14 protein-coding genes are annotated in these 16,802 nt (G+C 53.6%); 6 read left to right on the top strand and 8 right to left on the bottom strand.

Annotated features, from left to right (window positions below):
- On the top strand, positions 1–508 hold a 508-nt coding region (locus RMSM_RS11020), incomplete at its 5' end, for an ABC transporter permease (protein ID WP_040765689.1).
- 55 nt (positions 509–563) lie between these two features.
- On the top strand, positions 564–1,286 hold the full coding sequence (locus RMSM_RS11025; protein ID WP_008695431.1) for an ABC transporter ATP-binding protein: 723 nt from the start codon (positions 564–566) through the stop codon (positions 1,284–1,286).
- Positions 1,287–1,346: 60 nt separating this feature from the next.
- Here RMSM_RS11025 and RMSM_RS42505 read toward each other — a convergent pair whose 3' ends face one another.
- Together RMSM_RS42505 and RMSM_RS11035 are read right to left on the bottom strand one after the other, a co-directional pair.
- A complete protein-coding gene (locus tag RMSM_RS42505; protein WP_040765693.1) occupies positions 1,347–1,574 on the bottom strand; it encodes a hypothetical protein in 228 nt (75 codons plus the stop codon).
- Positions 1,550–3,007 carry a hypothetical protein gene (locus tag RMSM_RS11035; RefSeq protein ID WP_236622092.1) on the bottom strand — a complete coding sequence of 486 codons (1,458 nt, stop codon included), beginning with the start codon at positions 3,005–3,007 and terminating at the stop codon, positions 1,550–1,552. Before RMSM_RS11035 ends, RMSM_RS42505 begins: the two co-directional genes overlap by 25 nt.
- A 676-nt stretch (positions 3,008–3,683) precedes the next feature.
- Here RMSM_RS11035 and RMSM_RS11040 point away from each other — a divergent pair.
- Positions 3,684–4,034 carry a hypothetical protein gene (locus tag RMSM_RS11040; RefSeq protein WP_144057556.1) on the top strand — a complete coding sequence of 117 codons (351 nt, stop codon included), beginning with the start codon at positions 3,684–3,686 and terminating at the stop codon, positions 4,032–4,034.
- Positions 4,035–4,142: 108 nt separating this feature from the next.
- On the top strand, positions 4,143–5,336 hold the full coding sequence (locus RMSM_RS42510; protein ID WP_008695440.1) for a Crp/Fnr family transcriptional regulator: 1,194 nt from the start codon (positions 4,143–4,145) through the stop codon (positions 5,334–5,336).
- Positions 5,337–5,342: 6 nt separating this feature from the next.
- Here the strand turns inward: RMSM_RS42510 and RMSM_RS11050 are convergent, their stop codons facing one another.
- Complete coding sequence (locus RMSM_RS11050; RefSeq protein WP_008695443.1) at positions 5,343–6,077, bottom strand: glycosyltransferase family 2 protein; 735 nt, start codon at positions 6,075–6,077, stop codon at positions 5,343–5,345.
- 362 nt (positions 6,078–6,439) lie between these two features.
- Here RMSM_RS11050 and RMSM_RS41995 point away from each other — a divergent pair, with 362 nt between their 5' ends.
- Positions 6,440–6,979, top strand: a complete 540-nt coding sequence (locus RMSM_RS41995) for a thioredoxin family protein (protein ID WP_008695445.1) — start codon at positions 6,440–6,442, stop codon at positions 6,977–6,979.
- A gap of 10 nt (positions 6,980–6,989) precedes the next feature.
- On the opposite strand, the gene RMSM_RS11060 is transcribed toward RMSM_RS41995, so the two are convergent.
- Positions 6,990–8,714, bottom strand: coding sequence for a membrane protein (locus RMSM_RS11060; RefSeq protein ID WP_008695447.1), 1,725 nt, complete (start codon positions 8,712–8,714; stop codon positions 6,990–6,992).
- 254 nt (positions 8,715–8,968) lie between these two features.
- Between RMSM_RS11060 and RMSM_RS11065 the strand changes: the two genes are divergently transcribed.
- Positions 8,969–9,817, top strand: coding sequence for a hypothetical protein (locus tag RMSM_RS11065; RefSeq protein ID WP_144057557.1), 849 nt, complete (start codon positions 8,969–8,971; stop codon positions 9,815–9,817).
- A gap of 11 nt (positions 9,818–9,828) precedes the next feature.
- On the opposite strand, the gene RMSM_RS36720 is transcribed toward RMSM_RS11065, so the two are convergent.
- The 4 genes from RMSM_RS36720 to RMSM_RS11090 form a co-directional block, all read right to left on the bottom strand.
- Positions 9,829–11,136 (bottom strand): AAA family ATPase, encoded by a 1,308-nt coding sequence (locus RMSM_RS36720; RefSeq protein ID WP_008695452.1) that lies wholly within the window; start codon positions 11,134–11,136, stop codon positions 9,829–9,831.
- A gap of 14 nt (positions 11,137–11,150) precedes the next feature.
- Positions 11,151–11,369, bottom strand: coding sequence for a hypothetical protein (locus RMSM_RS11075; protein ID WP_008695454.1), 219 nt, complete (start codon positions 11,367–11,369; stop codon positions 11,151–11,153).
- A 2,039-nt stretch (positions 11,370–13,408) separates the two neighbouring features.
- Positions 13,409–15,466 carry a hypothetical protein gene (locus RMSM_RS11085; protein ID WP_008695459.1) on the bottom strand — a complete coding sequence of 686 codons (2,058 nt, stop codon included), beginning with the start codon at positions 15,464–15,466 and terminating at the stop codon, positions 13,409–13,411.
- 307 nt (positions 15,467–15,773) lie between these two features.
- Positions 15,774–16,802: Gfo/Idh/MocA family protein (locus RMSM_RS11090; protein ID WP_040765697.1), on the bottom strand; the 1,029-nt coding region annotated here is incomplete at its 5' end.

Here is a 16,802-nt window from a genome sequence, read left to right on the forward strand (position 1 = left end):
GTTTGCTTACAACATCCAAACTTGGAAGGATATGCAAGGACCGCTGTTAGCCGCGGTTCGATTGGAAACAACGATCTTGAACATTCTGTTGTTCTTGATCATCGCCGTCGCTGGATTCGGCATCTTGGCCACCTTCTTTATGATTGTGGTCGAAAAAACTCGCGACATCGGAACGCTGAAAGCACTCGGTGCGTCGGGCAAGGGAGTGATGAGTATCTTTCTAAGCTACGGGTTGTTGCTGGGGTTTGTCGGCAGCGGTGCTGGTTTGATCGGCGGTTTGATTTTCGTCAGCAAGATCAATGAAATTGCCGCTGTGATTGAAAAGATCACCGGTCAAGAAGTGTTTGACCCGACGGTGTATTACTTCACCGAAATTCCGACGATCATCCATCCATTTACATTGTGCTGGGTGATGGCGGGAGCCGTTACGATCGCCGCGTTGGCCAGCGTATTGCCGGCACTACGGGCCGCTCGGATGCATCCGGTCAAAGCGCTTCGCTTCGAATAAGAACAAAAAGGTGTCCGCCACCTATTTTGACCCTCCCTCCTCAGAAGACTCCCTCATGAACGCTGAATTTGTGCTTCAAGCAAGCGGCATCTACAAGAGCTATCACAAAAACAAGATCGAAGTCCCCGTGCTTCGCGGCGTCGACGTCGACATCACGGCGGGCAAGATCAATGCGTTGGTGGGACGATCCGGTAGCGGCAAGAGCACGCTGATGCATCTGTTAGCCACCTTGGACAATCCCGATGCCGGGGAAATCTATTTCCAAGGCAAGCGAATCGACAACGCGTCGCGAGCCGAGCGTGATTCGTATCGCAATCATGACATCGGGATCATCTTTCAGTTCTATCACTTGTTGCCCGAGCTGACAGCACTCGAAAACGTGTTGGCACCGATGATGATCAGCCAGAGTTTGTGGGGCTATTTCCGCAACCGCAAAGAAATCCGCACTCGTGCCGAAGAGATGCTTGACCGCGTCGGACTCGCCCATCGGGCCACCCACCGCCCCGCTGAGATGAGCGGCGGCGAGATGCAACGCGCAGCGATTGCACGGGCGTTGATGACCGATCCTTCGCTACTGCTTGCCGATGAGCCGACGGGGAATTTGGATACCGAAACAGGCGAATCGATCCTCAACCTGTTGATGGATTTGAACCAACAAGAAAATCTGACGATCGTGATGATCACGCACGATGACGCGATTGCTGAGAAAGCAGACGTGTGCTATCGCATGCAAGACGGACTGCTGGAAACCGATCACGGCGTACTGCAGGCCGCCTGAAGCGCCAGCGATTGAGTCCACTGGCAGGTTTGAGTCCATCGGCGATTTGTGATCGCCGGACTAGGCTTCGCGAGCGTATACGGGATTCCATTTGATCCGGAATCCTGCTTCGCTGGCGTTCAGCGAAGGTGCCGGAAGCATTTCTTCGTCCTCGGGATCGACGGACGAATCCGAAGCGTCGCTGGGCCCTGTGTCACCCGAATCAGCGTCGCTGGAATCAGTATCGCTAGGCGAATTGGTTGGCGGTCCGAACTCCATACTCTTCAATCGAGTTTTGGGTTCGTCCATCTCTTCGTCGCTTTTGGCGGCGACAGCACTGAGTGACCATTGGAGTCCTCGTCGGCTGGTCGACGCGCTTCGGTTGGTTGAGCATCCGATGGCGAGCTTATCGAAGGCGTGCTGATGATCGGCGAACTGCTGATCGTGCTGGGCACCGAAAATGACGAGTAGCCGCTGACGATCGCCGGACTGAATGGATCGTAGTATGAAAGCGGAACACGCTGAACGACTTGCTTGGGAACCATTCGTGTTTCAGTGTACGGGACATACTTTTGCACGGTCACAGGACGACGGACCTTGTGAGTGTAGGCTTCCTGTTCGTAGTACTGGACTTGCACCGGCTCGCGTCGCGTTTCGTAAACCATGCGAGTCGTTTGGACGGGCACCTTACGCACTTGTTCTTCGGCAACCCAACGCTTTTGCTCGACCGGTACCTTACGCGTCGTAGTTTCCGTGACTGGACGTTGAACCACGACGGGAATTTTGCGAACTTCGGTCGTCGCGACCATTCGCGTGGTTTGCACAGGAACGTTTTGTGTCACCATTTCGGTCTGCATGCGTGTCGTTTGCACTGGCACTTTTTGCGTCATGACTTCGGTCTGCATGCGTTGCACCTGAACCGGTACTTGCACTTGGTTCACCTGAGGCACATAGCTTGTTTGGGCGACTTGTTGTTGGATGTAGTTTGGCCGATATGCCATTTGCGTTTGCACGGTCGGCGGCGTCATCATCGGGGTCACCGCATAGGCGCCACGGACACGAGCAAAGATGCCCAGTGGACCCGGAGTCGCGTACGCATTGGGAATGTACTGCGTTCCATATTGCAGCTGGCCTGGCGTGACGACTTGTTGGGCGACATAGCCTCCGGCATCCACGGTTTGCGTTTGCATCGTCGTTACAGGACGTAGCGTGGTGTACTGTTGAGTCCGAAGCTGAGTTTCGGTAACGGGTCGTTGAACCGCGTACTTCTGTTCGTAATATTGAGTTTCCGTAACTGGCCGCTGTACCGCGTACTGTTGTTGTTGATAGCTGGTTTCGACGACCGGTTTGTAGGTTGTGTACTGTTCCTCACGTTCGGAGGTTTCGGTCACGTAGCGAGTTTGAGTGACCGTTTCATCACGATACGAAGTCTCGACCACCGGTTTCCAAAGCGTGTAACGTTCTTCGCGATAGTTGGTTTCGACAACCGGCTTGGCGACTTTGTATTCACGTTCTTCGGTCCGCGTCTTCAGAACCGGACGATAACTTGTGACTTCTTCTTCGACGTAACTGGTTTCATAGGTCAGCCGCATTCGCTGAACCGTCTCGGGTTGCATGACGGTTTCGCATTGCAGCCGGTAGGTCGGTTCAAAACAGCACGCATCCTGAGCTTCCACGTTCGCGCCCGACCACGTCGAAGCTGCTGCGATGAGGAGAGTCGTTGAGAAGAGTCGTCGTTTCATGATTATTTTCGTTCGAAGGACGAAGTCACTGTATGGATTAGTCACTAGATGGATCATCGGAGAGGTCACAGTGGTACATTTTTTGTACCAATCGCAACCGAGGCGTGGTACTAGCACACCCCCGCAAACGATCGAGCATTTAGGTTCCACCTTCAAGGGTAGGCAAGACTTGAGAAAAAAGTAGTCGAAACACCGAAAAAAACACACTTTTGCTCGTTGTGACGACGGCTAAATTCGCCATTTATCCTGGTCTGTTTATTTGACGCTACAACCGTTGTAAATTGGCAACGCACGTTCACTAAGCCCTCAAAACCGGCATGATCCTCCCAGTCCGCCTTGTTGTCCCAGTCGGAGTGCGGAGAATGGCGTCCGAAGTGCCCCACTCGGATAATTCGCCACCAGCATGATTCACCCGTTTGCCTAGATGGCCCGTGAACTACTTAGGTGGCCCGTGAATTTAGGGGGGCCGGGATTTTTTAAGAAACGGGCGTCGAAGAATGGCGAGCCGCGGGCGCGGCCCAGACGCAGCGGATTTTTAAACACGTGTTTTCTGGGGTAAAAGCGAGATGAGACACGACCAAGCGACCGTCTTACGACGACCAAGTTACCTAAATTGGGGGGGGCAAAGTCGCGTCATATAGGATGACCGAACTTTGAATCGGCGTTGGAGGCATTGGTGACCGATGCTGGCGATGAATTGTACGGTCCGGTTGCGATCAACGTGATTTGTAATAGTGCCAATACCGAAAGTGCGATTGTGCAAACGCCAAGGTACTTTGTGAAGGCTTTGCGAGATGACGAAGTTCATGGTCTCGTTTTCCGCATTGATCGCACCTTGAGATATATCGACGATCTGTCGATTCGGAATCGCTTGGTCCATGATCGCGAGATTGAGGATTATTTGCGTCGAATTGCTTTTTCGCCACGGTATCCCGAGATTGGGCGACGTTCATCGGCGATACGATCTTTGGCGAACATCAACACGCGTGCGGCGTTCCCTCCGCGCCATTCTGACGAGAATGGTTGAAGGAGTCAGCCACGTCCGCAGCATCTTGTGAGGTGATTCACTGAGTCATTGAAGAACGATGTTTATGTTGCGGCATCCTATGTCTCGTCAAATAAGGAGGTTTGCATCATGGATTTGAGTCTCACGTTGCAGAGCCGTGTTCAGTTGACCGATGGCGTCTGCGTTGAACTGTTATCGTTGGCCCGAGGTGTTGCGAAGTTGGCGTTTCAGCATTCCGATTCGCTTGCTGCAACCTACGACGATTTGATTTCTATTCGATGCAGCGGTCGTAGTTTCTGGTGGTTTCCGCAGGGCGGACCGCGATTGCTTGTCGCCCAACTTTCCACGGGCCAAAGGTTCCAACTGGGTACCGCAATAAACGGATGGATTGAGGTGGTTGAGCGGCAAAGTGTGCGGTTGAGGATTGTCCAGTCAAGCGACAACTGCAAATCGGAACGCCCGTCACCTATCGGTATCCGAGAGCCTAGCCTTTGTGGAAATTCACTTTCTTGTAAGGAATCGCACACTGGCCCGTCTACCGGGCAGATTCGCGAAAAAACGGCCATGATGTATGGCCGATGTCGCGTTTTCACCCATGGTGGAGAGGGAATTGGCGTGCCTCAAAAAGTTTGGCATCTAAAGAACAACGAGCTGTTTAGGAAGTTGCAACCGGAGCAGTTGGAACGCCTGGAATCCCGCAGTCGATCACGGTCGTTTTCAGCGCATAGCCCGGTGTATCTGCCGAGCCAGTCTGCCGAAAGCGTGTTCTTACTGGCGAGCGGGTTGGTAAAACTCTGCAATCTGACGAACGACGGAAAACAGTCGATCTTGTCGTTCATTGAGCCAGGAGAAATCTTTGGCGAGTTGGCGATCTTTGATGCGGAGCAAAGAGACGAGTATGTCGAAGCAGTCGAAAAATCAACGGTCGTGATGATCCCTGCAAGCGAGGTGCAAGCATTATTGGCAGCGAACCATGATGTTTCGATTGCACTCACAAAAATGATCGGGCTGCGTCGCCATCGAGTCGAGCGGCGATTGAAGAATTTGCTGTTCCTATCCAACCGAGATCGCTTGATTCATTTGTTGCTTGATCTCGCTGAGCAATTCGGTATCTCCGAATCCGATGGGATTCGCTTGCGGATTAAACTGGCTCATCAGGAAATCGCTAACTTGATGGGAAGCACTCGCGAAACGGTTACTATCCTGCTCGGGCAACTCAAATCCGAAGGGCTGGTCGACGTTGGGCGGCGAAAGATCGTACTCGTTGAGCCAGAACAATTGGCGACATCGGTACATCGAAAATTGGTGTGCTTGAGTTCATAGCCGAGGCTACGTTGAGTTGCGATTCAGCCCATACTTGGCAATTGTAAAGAGAATCTTGTATCCGGCTTTGAACGTGCCGCTCAACGTACCGCTGATCTTGCTTGTACCGACTCGCGTGCGATAGGGAACAGGGATTTCCATGTGCTGCAATTTTGCTCTAGCGGCCTTGATCTGCATTTCAATCGTCCATCCAAAATTCTTGTCACGCATTTCAAGCTCGAGTAGTCGCTCGTAGTTGATCGCGCGGAAAGGGCCAAGATCGGTGTAGAGAACACCGAAGAGCATTCGCATCAGAAAACATGCGAGCTTGTTACCGTAAATACTTTGCGGAGGCATCGCCCCCGGTTCACGCACGCCGAGCAAACGTGAACCGAGGACGATATCTGCCTTGCCTGACGCGACTGGGCCAACCAAGCGGGGCAATCGATCGGGGTGATCGCTGTAGTCGGCATCGACAAAAACAACGACTTCGGGCTCCGCCTTGCCTTCGACAACAAGCTCGCGAAGCTTTTCCATACCACGCAGGCACGCCGCGCCATAACCGCGTTGTGATTCCTGCACGACGATGGCACCCGCCTGCTCTGCAACTCGCCCGGTTCCGTCGCTCGATCCGTTGTCGACCACGATCACGCCAGCGACACGAGGCAGGTCGCCCAGCACCAATCCGATGGACTCTTCCTCGTTGAGCGCTGGAATGATGACCCAGACCGATGCGTGAAGGTACTTGTAAAGATGTTTCATGTGGTAGCCTAGGTTTCCAGCCTGGGTTTTGTGGGCTCCCAGGCTGGAAGCCTAGGCTACGACATCTTCCTGCATTCGCACCAATTTGTCTGTGAGGTCACGCACACTGCGCGTCAAAAACGCCTAGTTGTTTGTGTCGGTGATCGACCTCACTTAGTCGCACCAGGCCATCGGCCGATACGAGTAAACAATCACGCGTGTGAGCATCGTGGCGATGCTGCATGCAATGGAAACGCGTTGCATTGACATTGATTCATTCGGAATGTTTTCGATGGCGGAGTCAACCTATCGAAAGCCATCAAATCCCTAAGCGGATCGCACCGCGTACTCCTAAGCCACTCACCAACAAACTGGGTTTTAACATGAAGAACATCTCACGAGTTTTTCTCGCACTACTACCGATCGCTCTACTTGTTGGTTGCACTAATGGAGGTGCGGTCGCGTTTCGCCAACATCAATCGAGCGAGATGGATTCGCTACTTTCCGAATCTCCTGTGACACAGCAATCCGACGTCGGCCATGCGGAACCAACGGAGCATGCTGAGACGCTTGTGACGACTGCTTCGACACGACGGCCTCGACAACCTTCGCTCATCACGTTGGCAGCCGGCGAAGACTTGATGGCGAAGATCCATAACGCTGGTGGCCCGGTCCTGCTTGACTTCTATGCTGATTGGTGCGGACCTTGTCAGATTCAGGGAAGAATTTTGCACGACATGGAGCGGACCGCTGAAGAAAACAATACCTTGATGGTCAAGATCAACATCGACCATCACCCTGCGCTCGCTCGCCAACTGCAAGTAGAAGGCATTCCGACATTGATGTTGGTGAAAAACGGCCAAGTCGTCAATCGTCAATCTGGGATTGCTGACGCACGAAAGTTGAAAGAATGGATGCGATAGGCCTATCCGCTCAAAAAGTTTGCAAAGTGTCTTCCGAATTGAAATGAGGCATGTCGAACCAACTCGACTTTTGGAGGCGAAAGACGACACCAGCGATCAGAGCTATAAACCATGGCGCAAACTCGATCCAAGTGACAACGAAGTCATAGAACGCGGCTCCGGTGTATGGTGTGCCAAGTACCGCGGCGTTCTCAAAATGGTAGCTCAGCCAGAACCGCAAGTAGTAAAGGAATGCCAATCCACTCATCACTAGCCACACGCGACCACGGGCGAACGGAAGCAGAGGCAATGCCCAGGTCCAGTACCAGGGATTCAAAGTGGGGCAGAGCAACCAAAACCAGGCGATCGTAAGAAAGGCGGCTTCGACGACCTGCCGATTGTCCGCGGGGCTAGCCCGCCAAGCGAGTAGGATCGCGACCATGACGAAGGCAATTGCAGTCATCACTCGCGTGACCAAGAAGGGCGATTCGGCGGGCGGCACCTTCAAGCTTGATGATGCCGAACGAACCACGGCTTCTCTCGTGGAATCTGGCACGATCGTGAACCACGCAATTTCGTGCGTTCCGCGCTGAGCGTTAGGTTTTAGGTTCTCGACCACGAGCAGAAACAAAAAGTCATTCATTTCCCAGCGACGCAGAAACGTCACAACACCCAAACTGGGGTCGCTGCTTACCTGGTCGTCGGCAACGTTGTTCTTACCCTCAATCATTGGCCACAGCAGGATTGCGACCACGACCGAAAAGACCGCAATGGGAATCGGCATGAGTCGCCGCCCAACTTTCCTTGCCAACGCGAGAAGAAAGACCGGAACCAGGATGACCGGGTAGAGCTTCGCACCGACCGCCAATGCGAGAGTTAGGCCTGTTAACGTAGCGTAGCCTAGGCTTCTAGCCTGGGTGTCTTTGTTCCCAGGCTGGAAGCCTAGGCTACGAACAACCAAATACACCGCAAGCGTCGTCGCGAAAACGGCAACGGCATCCAAGTGCCCACTGTTGGCAACCTCTTTCATCAGTAGTGGACACCAAGCATAGATCACGCAAAGTCCGACGGGTTTCGCACATCGACCAAGGAGGCCAATCACGACGAACAGCGTCGCGATGTCAAATCCTATGAACCACGCCTTCATGATGAACATTCGCGTCAACACTGACGACGATGATGGCGTTGTGAGATTGGCTGCTGCAAATACGGCTTGGCTGGTCGGCGGATAGATCGTCGGCAGTTCAGGGAAATGCACCCGATTCAATATTTCGGCAAGTGCCGGATTATCGTCGCGCATCTTGACTAGTCGCACCAGATCTTCATCTGCGCCCGACGCTAGGTCGGCCGAACTCACTTGCTCAGGGCTGTAACGAAACGGACTCACGCCGGCGGTGCTGACGGCTCCGTCCCAGAGGTAGCGGTAGATGTCGACTTCCTGGATGGGCAACGAGAACAACATCACGATGCGAAACACGATCGCGGAGCCGATCACCAGTTTCATCATCTGTCCACCCTGTCGCGTCCGCCATGCGATCCGAATCGCACCCAAGTAAAACGCGAACACAACTGCAAACAGGCAAAGGACTAAGATGATCGGCCGGTCCGTCGTCACGCTGTCAAAGTCAAACTGCCAGCTCAATGTCGCGATGATTCCGTAGACGCAAATGGACAGACCAGCAAGTACTGCCAGCAAGCCAACATTGGCGTCCGCGTTTGGCTCGTTCTCGTCCGCTTGCGTCAAATCGTCCGCCACATTCGTGCTCTGCGCTAGTACCTGATGAATGGTTCGTAGCGTAGCAAAACGCTTTCTTGTCGTCTGTAAGCGATCTCACATAAACCGCTTGATGGAGCGGTATGAAAAGCGTGAAACCCATGAAAGGCGAGGGATTTGCAAAAAGCGTTAGCAACAACACAGACTAAGGTGTCTCGTCGTGTCGAAAAGCTTCAGACCGATGTCTTGCTCGACTCCCTCATGGCCATAGACACGCTCCGATGAAAATGAAACTGATGCCGGTTCTAATCGGCTGTATTCTGCTCACTGGTTGCCATTCGATCGGTCACCGCAGCCAATCGAACGCCTTGTCGTACCGCGATGCAGCGACAGGCATTCAGGTCGAACGTGGTCGCCCCAACGCCGTCGTCGATGGACTGGGATGGGTGGTTGGGATGCCCACGAAGCTTGCACTCTGGGACCGACGAGCCGACAACCATAATGTCTCTCCGGCAACGGAAACGGCACTGCTTCGATACATGGCCACAAACGGTATCGGCGACAGCTTGGTACGAATCAACCAGTACGATCCGTGGGGCGAATGGAAGCGTCTGGCCTCGAACAAACGGATCGGTCCTGGCTGGCGATACACCGCGGGCGTCTACAACGGACTGAAGTACACTCTACTGCCAGGTCGCGTTTTCGGCGGTGATTGGTACAACCCGTTTACCGATACGACTCACGTTTACTCGGATATCGCGCCGCTAGCGATCTCACGTGCAGCTTATGCCAAGGATATCCGGTCGCAGGCTTTTCCCGGCACGTATGCGGTAACGCAAGAGCTACCGATTCTCAGCATGATTCACAAGACTCGGGCCACTCGCGATGCGCTGACGTATGGCGATCAATTGGAGCCGACAAAAGAACGAGCGGAATTTCAACGAATCCTATCACCCGATTACGGCAGTAGTTGGGGCGGACAGCTTGCTTCGTTCGTACCCTTCGGTGCGTCCCTCGGACGCCTTGCGGGCGCGGCTGCCGGACATGCTACGAACCGAATCCAAGGAAACGGAGCAGCCGTCTCGAAACTTACGAACTGCGATGTGTCGAACATTGATTGGCAAAGCGACGAAGCAAAAGAATGATACTTAGTCGCTTACTCGTTCGGGATCGAGCCGGAGCCAAACTCCCCCTTTTTACTGGCTGCTTTTGGCGGCGCGGAACTGGCGGGGGCTTGCGAGTTCAGTGACCAGTCGTAATCGAGAAACGCCACTTCGGTTTCGCTACGCGATGCTCGACCAATCGCCAGTTTCAACGTTTCGTCTTGGACTCGCGCGGCTAACCAAGGCAGATAGGTGTCTAACCAATTCCGTCCGGTGGCCACCGCCATCGCCAAATCCAGCACCAACCACGACTTTCCCAGCTTCGGAGACGCGATCACATTCATCGTCTCGCCGACTCGGAGCAAACCGTCGATGATTGGATTGCGAAGGACCGGAAACTCGTTCAACAATTCGCCGACAGGTTTGATCTGAGGGGTGAAGTCAAATTCCCGCGAGCGACTGTCGTTCTCGTTTTCGCTCCCCGACGCTTCCCCGCGTTTGCAGGTCTTTTCCGCATCACGCAGTCGTTTCGCAATTTGCGTGTCAGTCCATTCTTTTGGGAACGGACGCGCCGCCGCATATTGTTGGATGCACCGTATCGAGTCATCATCCGATAGGTCGTGTTCGACGCACCGGCAGCACGAAACGAAAAGGCGATGCGAGCCGTCGCTGTGGTCGTTAACCTTCAATCTCAAGAGCGACGCCAAGCAATCATCAAACGCAGTATTGGAAGAGCTTGGCTGTGCAATCGTGTCGCTATGAGTTTGCGGCCAAAGCTGCCCGCAAAGATCCTCAAGGCTTCCCTGGCAATCTTGCACGTCGGCTGGCGAGCCACTCAATTTTCTCCCGGTGACCGTGAAGAAGCGGCCTTTGTCATAGACTTCGACCTTTCCGATCATCAGTGGACCGAACCCATCTTTGCGACATTGAGCAAACGATGGTTTGACTCCCTCGAGGAACACTTTCACGCCGGTACCCGACGGTGAAACCTCTACATAAGTATCGAAGCTTGAAATGATGTCGCCGCCCCAGATGTTGTCGCCGGCTTCGTCCAAGCAATCATCGATGTCCACGCCAGCGAACGAATCGTCGGCCGTGAAAACGAAACCGATGCCGCTGAGACCGTGCGACGATTCAAAGCGATTCCACGCCGTTTCAAAATCCGACCAAGTGGACGAGTCGTTGGTCTTGGCCAGTCGACCGCTGTGTGGGTCGACTGGTTCCTTGGTTGGCCGGCCATCGCGATTGACGGATCTCCAGCACACCCATTGCGGAACCGATCGCAGCGACGGCGGAATGTTCTGTACCGGATACTCGGCAATGCCGGCCGATTCGGTGGTGTCAGGATCAGTAGCGTGCATGTTCGTGTTCGTCCTTAAACGCGAGGTGAAGATTGGCGATTGCGATCCGCGTCCATGCGGCTCAGTTCGCTGGCGATGTGATCGAGATTGGCCTGTGAAAAGACACGGGCGTGGCCGGCCCAGCCGGACGCTTCGATGCGTCTTGATCGAATGATGTATTCGATGCGGTGGATCTTGGTGTCCAACCGTCGGGCGATCTCGCCGACGGTTAGCAACAACGGAGGTTCTGACATAGCTTTCCTTGCAGAAAGTGGAGGGACTTCGCAGCGGTTGCCCGACAACGGGCGAGCGGCGAAACCCAGAAAGAGAGGGACAAAAATCTGCGGTGTCATCGCCCATGCAGACGCGAGTGGCAGAATCAAAAGAAGCTCGCCGCGATGGATCGCGGACGGGTGTGGAGCCGGGTGGTTGGGTTGGTCGCTGGTTGGTTGGCTGAGTGGCTCGGTGTTCGAGCGATTGGGATTATGGAAATTGAAAGTGGCTTGTCAAACTTTTCTTACCGCCTCGATTCGCGACATCGTTTCGCCTGTCGCGAGAGCCGTTTGACACTGCAAAACACAGCTAAAATGCGATTGTGCAGACTGCTCGGCGGTTCGGCCGGCGACCGATGTTCCCAACTCTTTTCGCCGCGGAACGGTTGGTCGCTTGATGTCTGTGTGGTCGCGAGCGATTGTCAAACCTCGGAAAACACGGTCTCAATCTGGCCGTCGCGTACCCGGATCTGGGATTTCCAGGTGCCGTCAGAACCAGCGTTGAAAATCTCAGAACATTGCAAAAATAATCGGCACTTTGAATCTCAGAACGAAGCTCACTGTCGCTACGTATAGACCTACCGAATCGCGGGCCGAAATGACGAAGCCGGGGCCAAGAATTCGCAGAATATTCTGTGAGCGCTTCGATGCCTCCCTCTCAGGTTACTTATGCCATTCATTGATCCGACGACACAGAATCGAGCCAGTTTCGGTAATCTGATTCTCCGATAAACAACATTTCTCGGTCTTTGAGCTATTCGGTGTGACGACCGACTGCCAAATTCTTTCTCAAGATTCTTGGACGAGACTGAAAAATGACGTCCAAAAAAATGATGCCCCTCCCTTACTTAACTATGCCATTGGTCGAAATCACGCCCCACCAGCACTTTTTTCGATCGACTTGTCAGCCAAACCAAGATCCCTCCTGGGTTATGTAGGAACATGGGACGGCATGTTGACCACTTTTTCAGCGAAGCGGGACCGCCGCCCCCGATATAGACCTACCCGATTCGCCATCCAAATGACGAAACCTTGCTCCGCCACTAGTCACATAATCCGTTCGTCAGAAACGTTTAACGCAAAACAGATCTTCCCGCCCGTGAAAGAGCCGTCCAACACGTGGCGTTGGGGCCGATTTCCTTTCTGAGGAACTTTCACGCCCGGACTGGAAAATATGGCTCCCTCAGGGTTACTTATGCAAACGGTCCACCTCGATGCCCAGATTCTGTCGAGATATAGAAAACTCGTTGCGATAAATCGCCGATGGCAGGCAGCAACAGTACCTGCGACATGGATTTCCTCGCTTTGGCTTTCTCAACGATCCCCCGATCATGGCAGCCAGCGGAAGAACGGAGACGGACCAGTGGCCTGCCATGCCGGACGACCCGTGATGAAGTGTCCGCGGCAGCCTCGGAAGAAACTCGCGGCCACGTTGGCGTCGTGAGTGTTTGGCTGGCTAAGAAGTTAGGTTGATGGCTGAGTGGTCGAGTGCAGCTGCGATCGAGGCCACGGGATTATGCAATTTGAAGTCGCTCTGTCAAGTTTTTCATTCGGGCTGTCACACGAGCGGCGTTCTTGATCTTTGAAGGTTGATTTGAGACCGTCAATTACTGGTATTTCGACGATGGTCCGCCGATCTCATTCGGAGACTCGAGACAGGTGCTATTGCCACCCAATAGGCCAATCTAAGATATGAAAATGCAAGTTGGTGTCCAATCTTCGATCGAGATACCATGGTAAACACAGGAGAATGCAGTGCCTTTGGTGTGCTGAAGAATTCGGGACTTGGAAATTCTGAGGAGAGTCTCAATAGCTCACGTGAAATTTGTAATTCTGCAAAATACATGTTCACGGGTCGACCAAGTTCACGGGACAGACAGATCGATACAATGCTTCACGGTACGGTGTGATTCGACCCGGTCATCAATCCGCGAGACTGAACGTATCTTGCGATCCAGATTCGGACACGAAGATTGGCCAAGCCCCAGTTGTCAAAAGAACCACTTAGGTGGTAGCCAGAGTCATCCTTTGATCAGGAATTGAGCTGAGACCGGTCCGACTTCAAAAGCGCGCGGATTGTGTACTCTGGTGCCGTTGTTGAGTTCGACATCTGCGGTCTCGTCGTTGTGTGATCCTTGAATCCTTCTGAACGTGTGACCGCCAAACTGTTTCTCAAGATCAAAGAGAAACGGGCTCAGACCGGGATTCACCAGTGCGACTCCGTTTTCGAACTCACGGACGTAAACTGCTGGCGTGTTGCGAATCACGAGATTCTTCAGGAAGAGTTCTTCCTGCCCGTCGATTTCAAATCGAATCGTCACATCCTCTTTACCGGATTCGCCGCCGGCGTTTCTGACGTAGAACTCGCTCTTGAAGTAGTCACGAGGACCGATGAGCGTCCAGATATCCCGGCCGGCCTTCCCGACTCGCGGGTCTTCGTGATGACCGGATATGTCGAACGACAGGAGTCGTGGAATATCCGTGCCCGGAAAACCGGTGCGTGCCCCGGAAGACTTGGCATCAAAGGTCAGAAACAGATCGCCCGGTGGCAGGTCCAGCGTCATCTCGAACGAGAGCGAAGGCAAAGCAGCATAGCCATCCGAATTCAAAATGGGGGCTGAGCTTCCAGCTTCCTGAACTGTAGACGTACGCCGAATTGCAATTCCGCCATCGCTGTTTTTTGAGACGATTGTATCGTCTGCCGACGACCACATCCTCAGATCATCGTCATGCAAGTTCTTCGGCATCTCGTAGACGATCTTGTCACTCGTCTCCGCCAGATTCACCATGGGGCCGACCGCCTTGCCAAGCCAAAACTTTTTTTCTTCGATCCCCATCGTCACGTCTTCGATTCCATCGGTGCAGCCTGCGCCCAGACAGGCTGCCATTGCATGTGCAAACCGGCGCAATCGCGTTGAATGCTTGGCGTCCTGACGATCGACTAGCTTGGACGCAACGTAATTAAACTTAAATTTGGCGGTGTTGAAAGCGTTCCAGTAACGATGCGTGTTGACGGTGCGCGAGATCCCGCGCCAGCCGTCGTTGTGTTGAACGAGCCCTTCGGATTCGATCCCATTGTGAATGCCAATTGCTTGAGCGTTGGCGCGTCGGTGGCCGTCGGACGTGATGATGAAGTCATCGCCAAAGTGCTCGCGAATTGACTTGGAGAATTGGTAAACTCCCTGCGCCCATCGAGGCTGGCCATCAATGATTCCTCCGTCAGCGATGCCATCCAGGTTCGTGTCAAAATTGGGCGAGATGTCCCAGTACTGAACATCAAAAGCAATGCCATCCATCGGCTCCAGCTGACCGCCTTTACGAAACCACGAATCCAACAACTCCAGGATCACGTCAGCCGCCTGTTTCCCATCAGGACTTCGTGGGCAGTCCGGAGACAGGTTGAAAACCAAACGGTCTCGGTACAGTTTGATTTGGGTGATATAGCATTGGCCGCTTTCAAATTGCTTGGGCGTGGTGCCGTGAGCACCGCGCTCGACAGTCAGTGCATTGGCATCCGCGTCTACGTTGGACAGATACACGAACTCGTGGTGGTCCCAGTCAAAGACGCCCTCCTGGTTCCGACGGACAAACAGCAATAGCGAGTCAGTCTCGGAGGGCTTCATGCCGCCAAGCGGATGCTGGACTTTGATACGGTTGGTCGAAGGAACAGTGATGACAGTCTGCGTTGGATCAATCTTGTTCTCACACTGAACGCCTTGTTGTTGAAGGTAATGGCCAACCCAGAACTTGTCCGCGTGAAAGTCGAATAACTTGGCTCGGCAATTGAAATGTAGAAGAAACAGCTCGCGTGGATGCGTGGCCGCATATCGCTTGATGTACGAACTCAGGCGGGCCTCATCCATACGGATCGGCATGTCGAGTTCCTCACGGACGAATTTGCGAATGATCCCTACGTTGCCGCCAACGTTTTCCTCCCACTGTTCGTAGTCGCCCCCCGTTTCTTTCCGGTTCTCGCCTCGGAAAACAAGCCCTGCCTTCGGAAACGTATCGCCCAATACCGTTTTGGAGAGTGGCTGTCGAAAGGAAAACTCTTGGGCCATGCCGATGGGCGTGACCATGCCGAATGACCAGAAAGCGGCGAATGAAATGGACGCGCAAAAGCGAGTTAATATCTGCATGATCGTTCTATTGTGGCACCGAGTCGTGTTTGTCTTTTTGAAAGTAACGAATGAAGTTCTCTGGCCTTTCTTAACCACTTCTTGCGGCGATCTCGGTTGTTTTATGCTGGGTGGCGAGATGACCAAGGGCGTTTTCGTTTACGTCTCAAGAGTCTTTCGAGGCTTGTCTTGCTGTTGGAAAGGTCGCTGGCTCCCGGGCGGCACGGTGTCGCACCAAGCAAGGTTTTGCCAACGAAAACCAATTCCACTAACTCATGTCAATCTCGTATCCCTCGCGATAGGGACGCGACAGAAAGCTGTTGGCTTCGTCGTCATCCAGAATCGTCTGGCTCTTGTCGTCCCACTTCAGAGTGCGACCAAGACGCCCAGAAATACCGGCAAGGTGACAGATTTGCAGGCCTTCCATATGGGTGTGTACATCCGAGATTGGAGTGGTTCTGTCTCGAACACAGTCAAGAAAGTTTGCCCAGTGAGCGGATCGGGCGCCACGCTTGAACATCGCCATTCCGCGATACACCTTGGAAATCGCATCCTCTGGAAGAGGATTGTGCTTCAGGTCTTCCACCGGTTTGCCGACTAGCTTGCCACGGTTGACAAAGATCCGTCCCTTTTCACCCGAGATCAACACGCCATTGTCGGTGTCGTGTCGAATGATCAATTCGGTTCCGCCCGGATACTTGACGGTAAAGTGAAATGCGGTCGCGGTGTTGTAGCAATCATCCTTTACCGGAAATCCGTTCTCGAAGTCGACGGGGTGCTCACATGTGCCGCCGATCGAGATCGGACCCTCCGTCTGACCGTTCAGTTTCAACGCCCAGTTACAGATATCAACGTGATGCGCTCCCCAGTCGGTCAACTTGCCGCCGGAGTACTGATACCACCACCGAAAATCGTGATGACAGTTACCTGCAATCGAAGAACCCTTGCCAAGACGGAGGCGCGCTCGATAGTCAACCTTGGGAGCCGGCCCCAGCCAACGGTCCCAATTCAGACCTTTCGGAACCTCGGCAACGGGTATGTCGGACTGTGATGGAGCTCCGTCGATCGCTGCCTGAACCTGTGTGATGCGGCCCAGACGTCCTTCGGCAACCAGAGCCATCGCTTTCACGAAGAGGTTGAAGGTGCTTCGCTGTTGCGTTCCAACCTGAACGACTCGACCTGTCTCCTTCTGAACTTTGCAAATCAGCTTGCCTTCATCAATCGTGAGCGTGAGTGGTTTTTCACAATACACATCCTTGCCCGCCAGCATCGCTTCGATAAGAGGTTTCGTGTCGCC

Source organism: Rhodopirellula maiorica SM1, from assembly GCF_000346295.1.
Classification (GTDB): Bacteria; Planctomycetota; Planctomycetia; order Pirellulales; family Pirellulaceae; genus Novipirellula; species Novipirellula maiorica.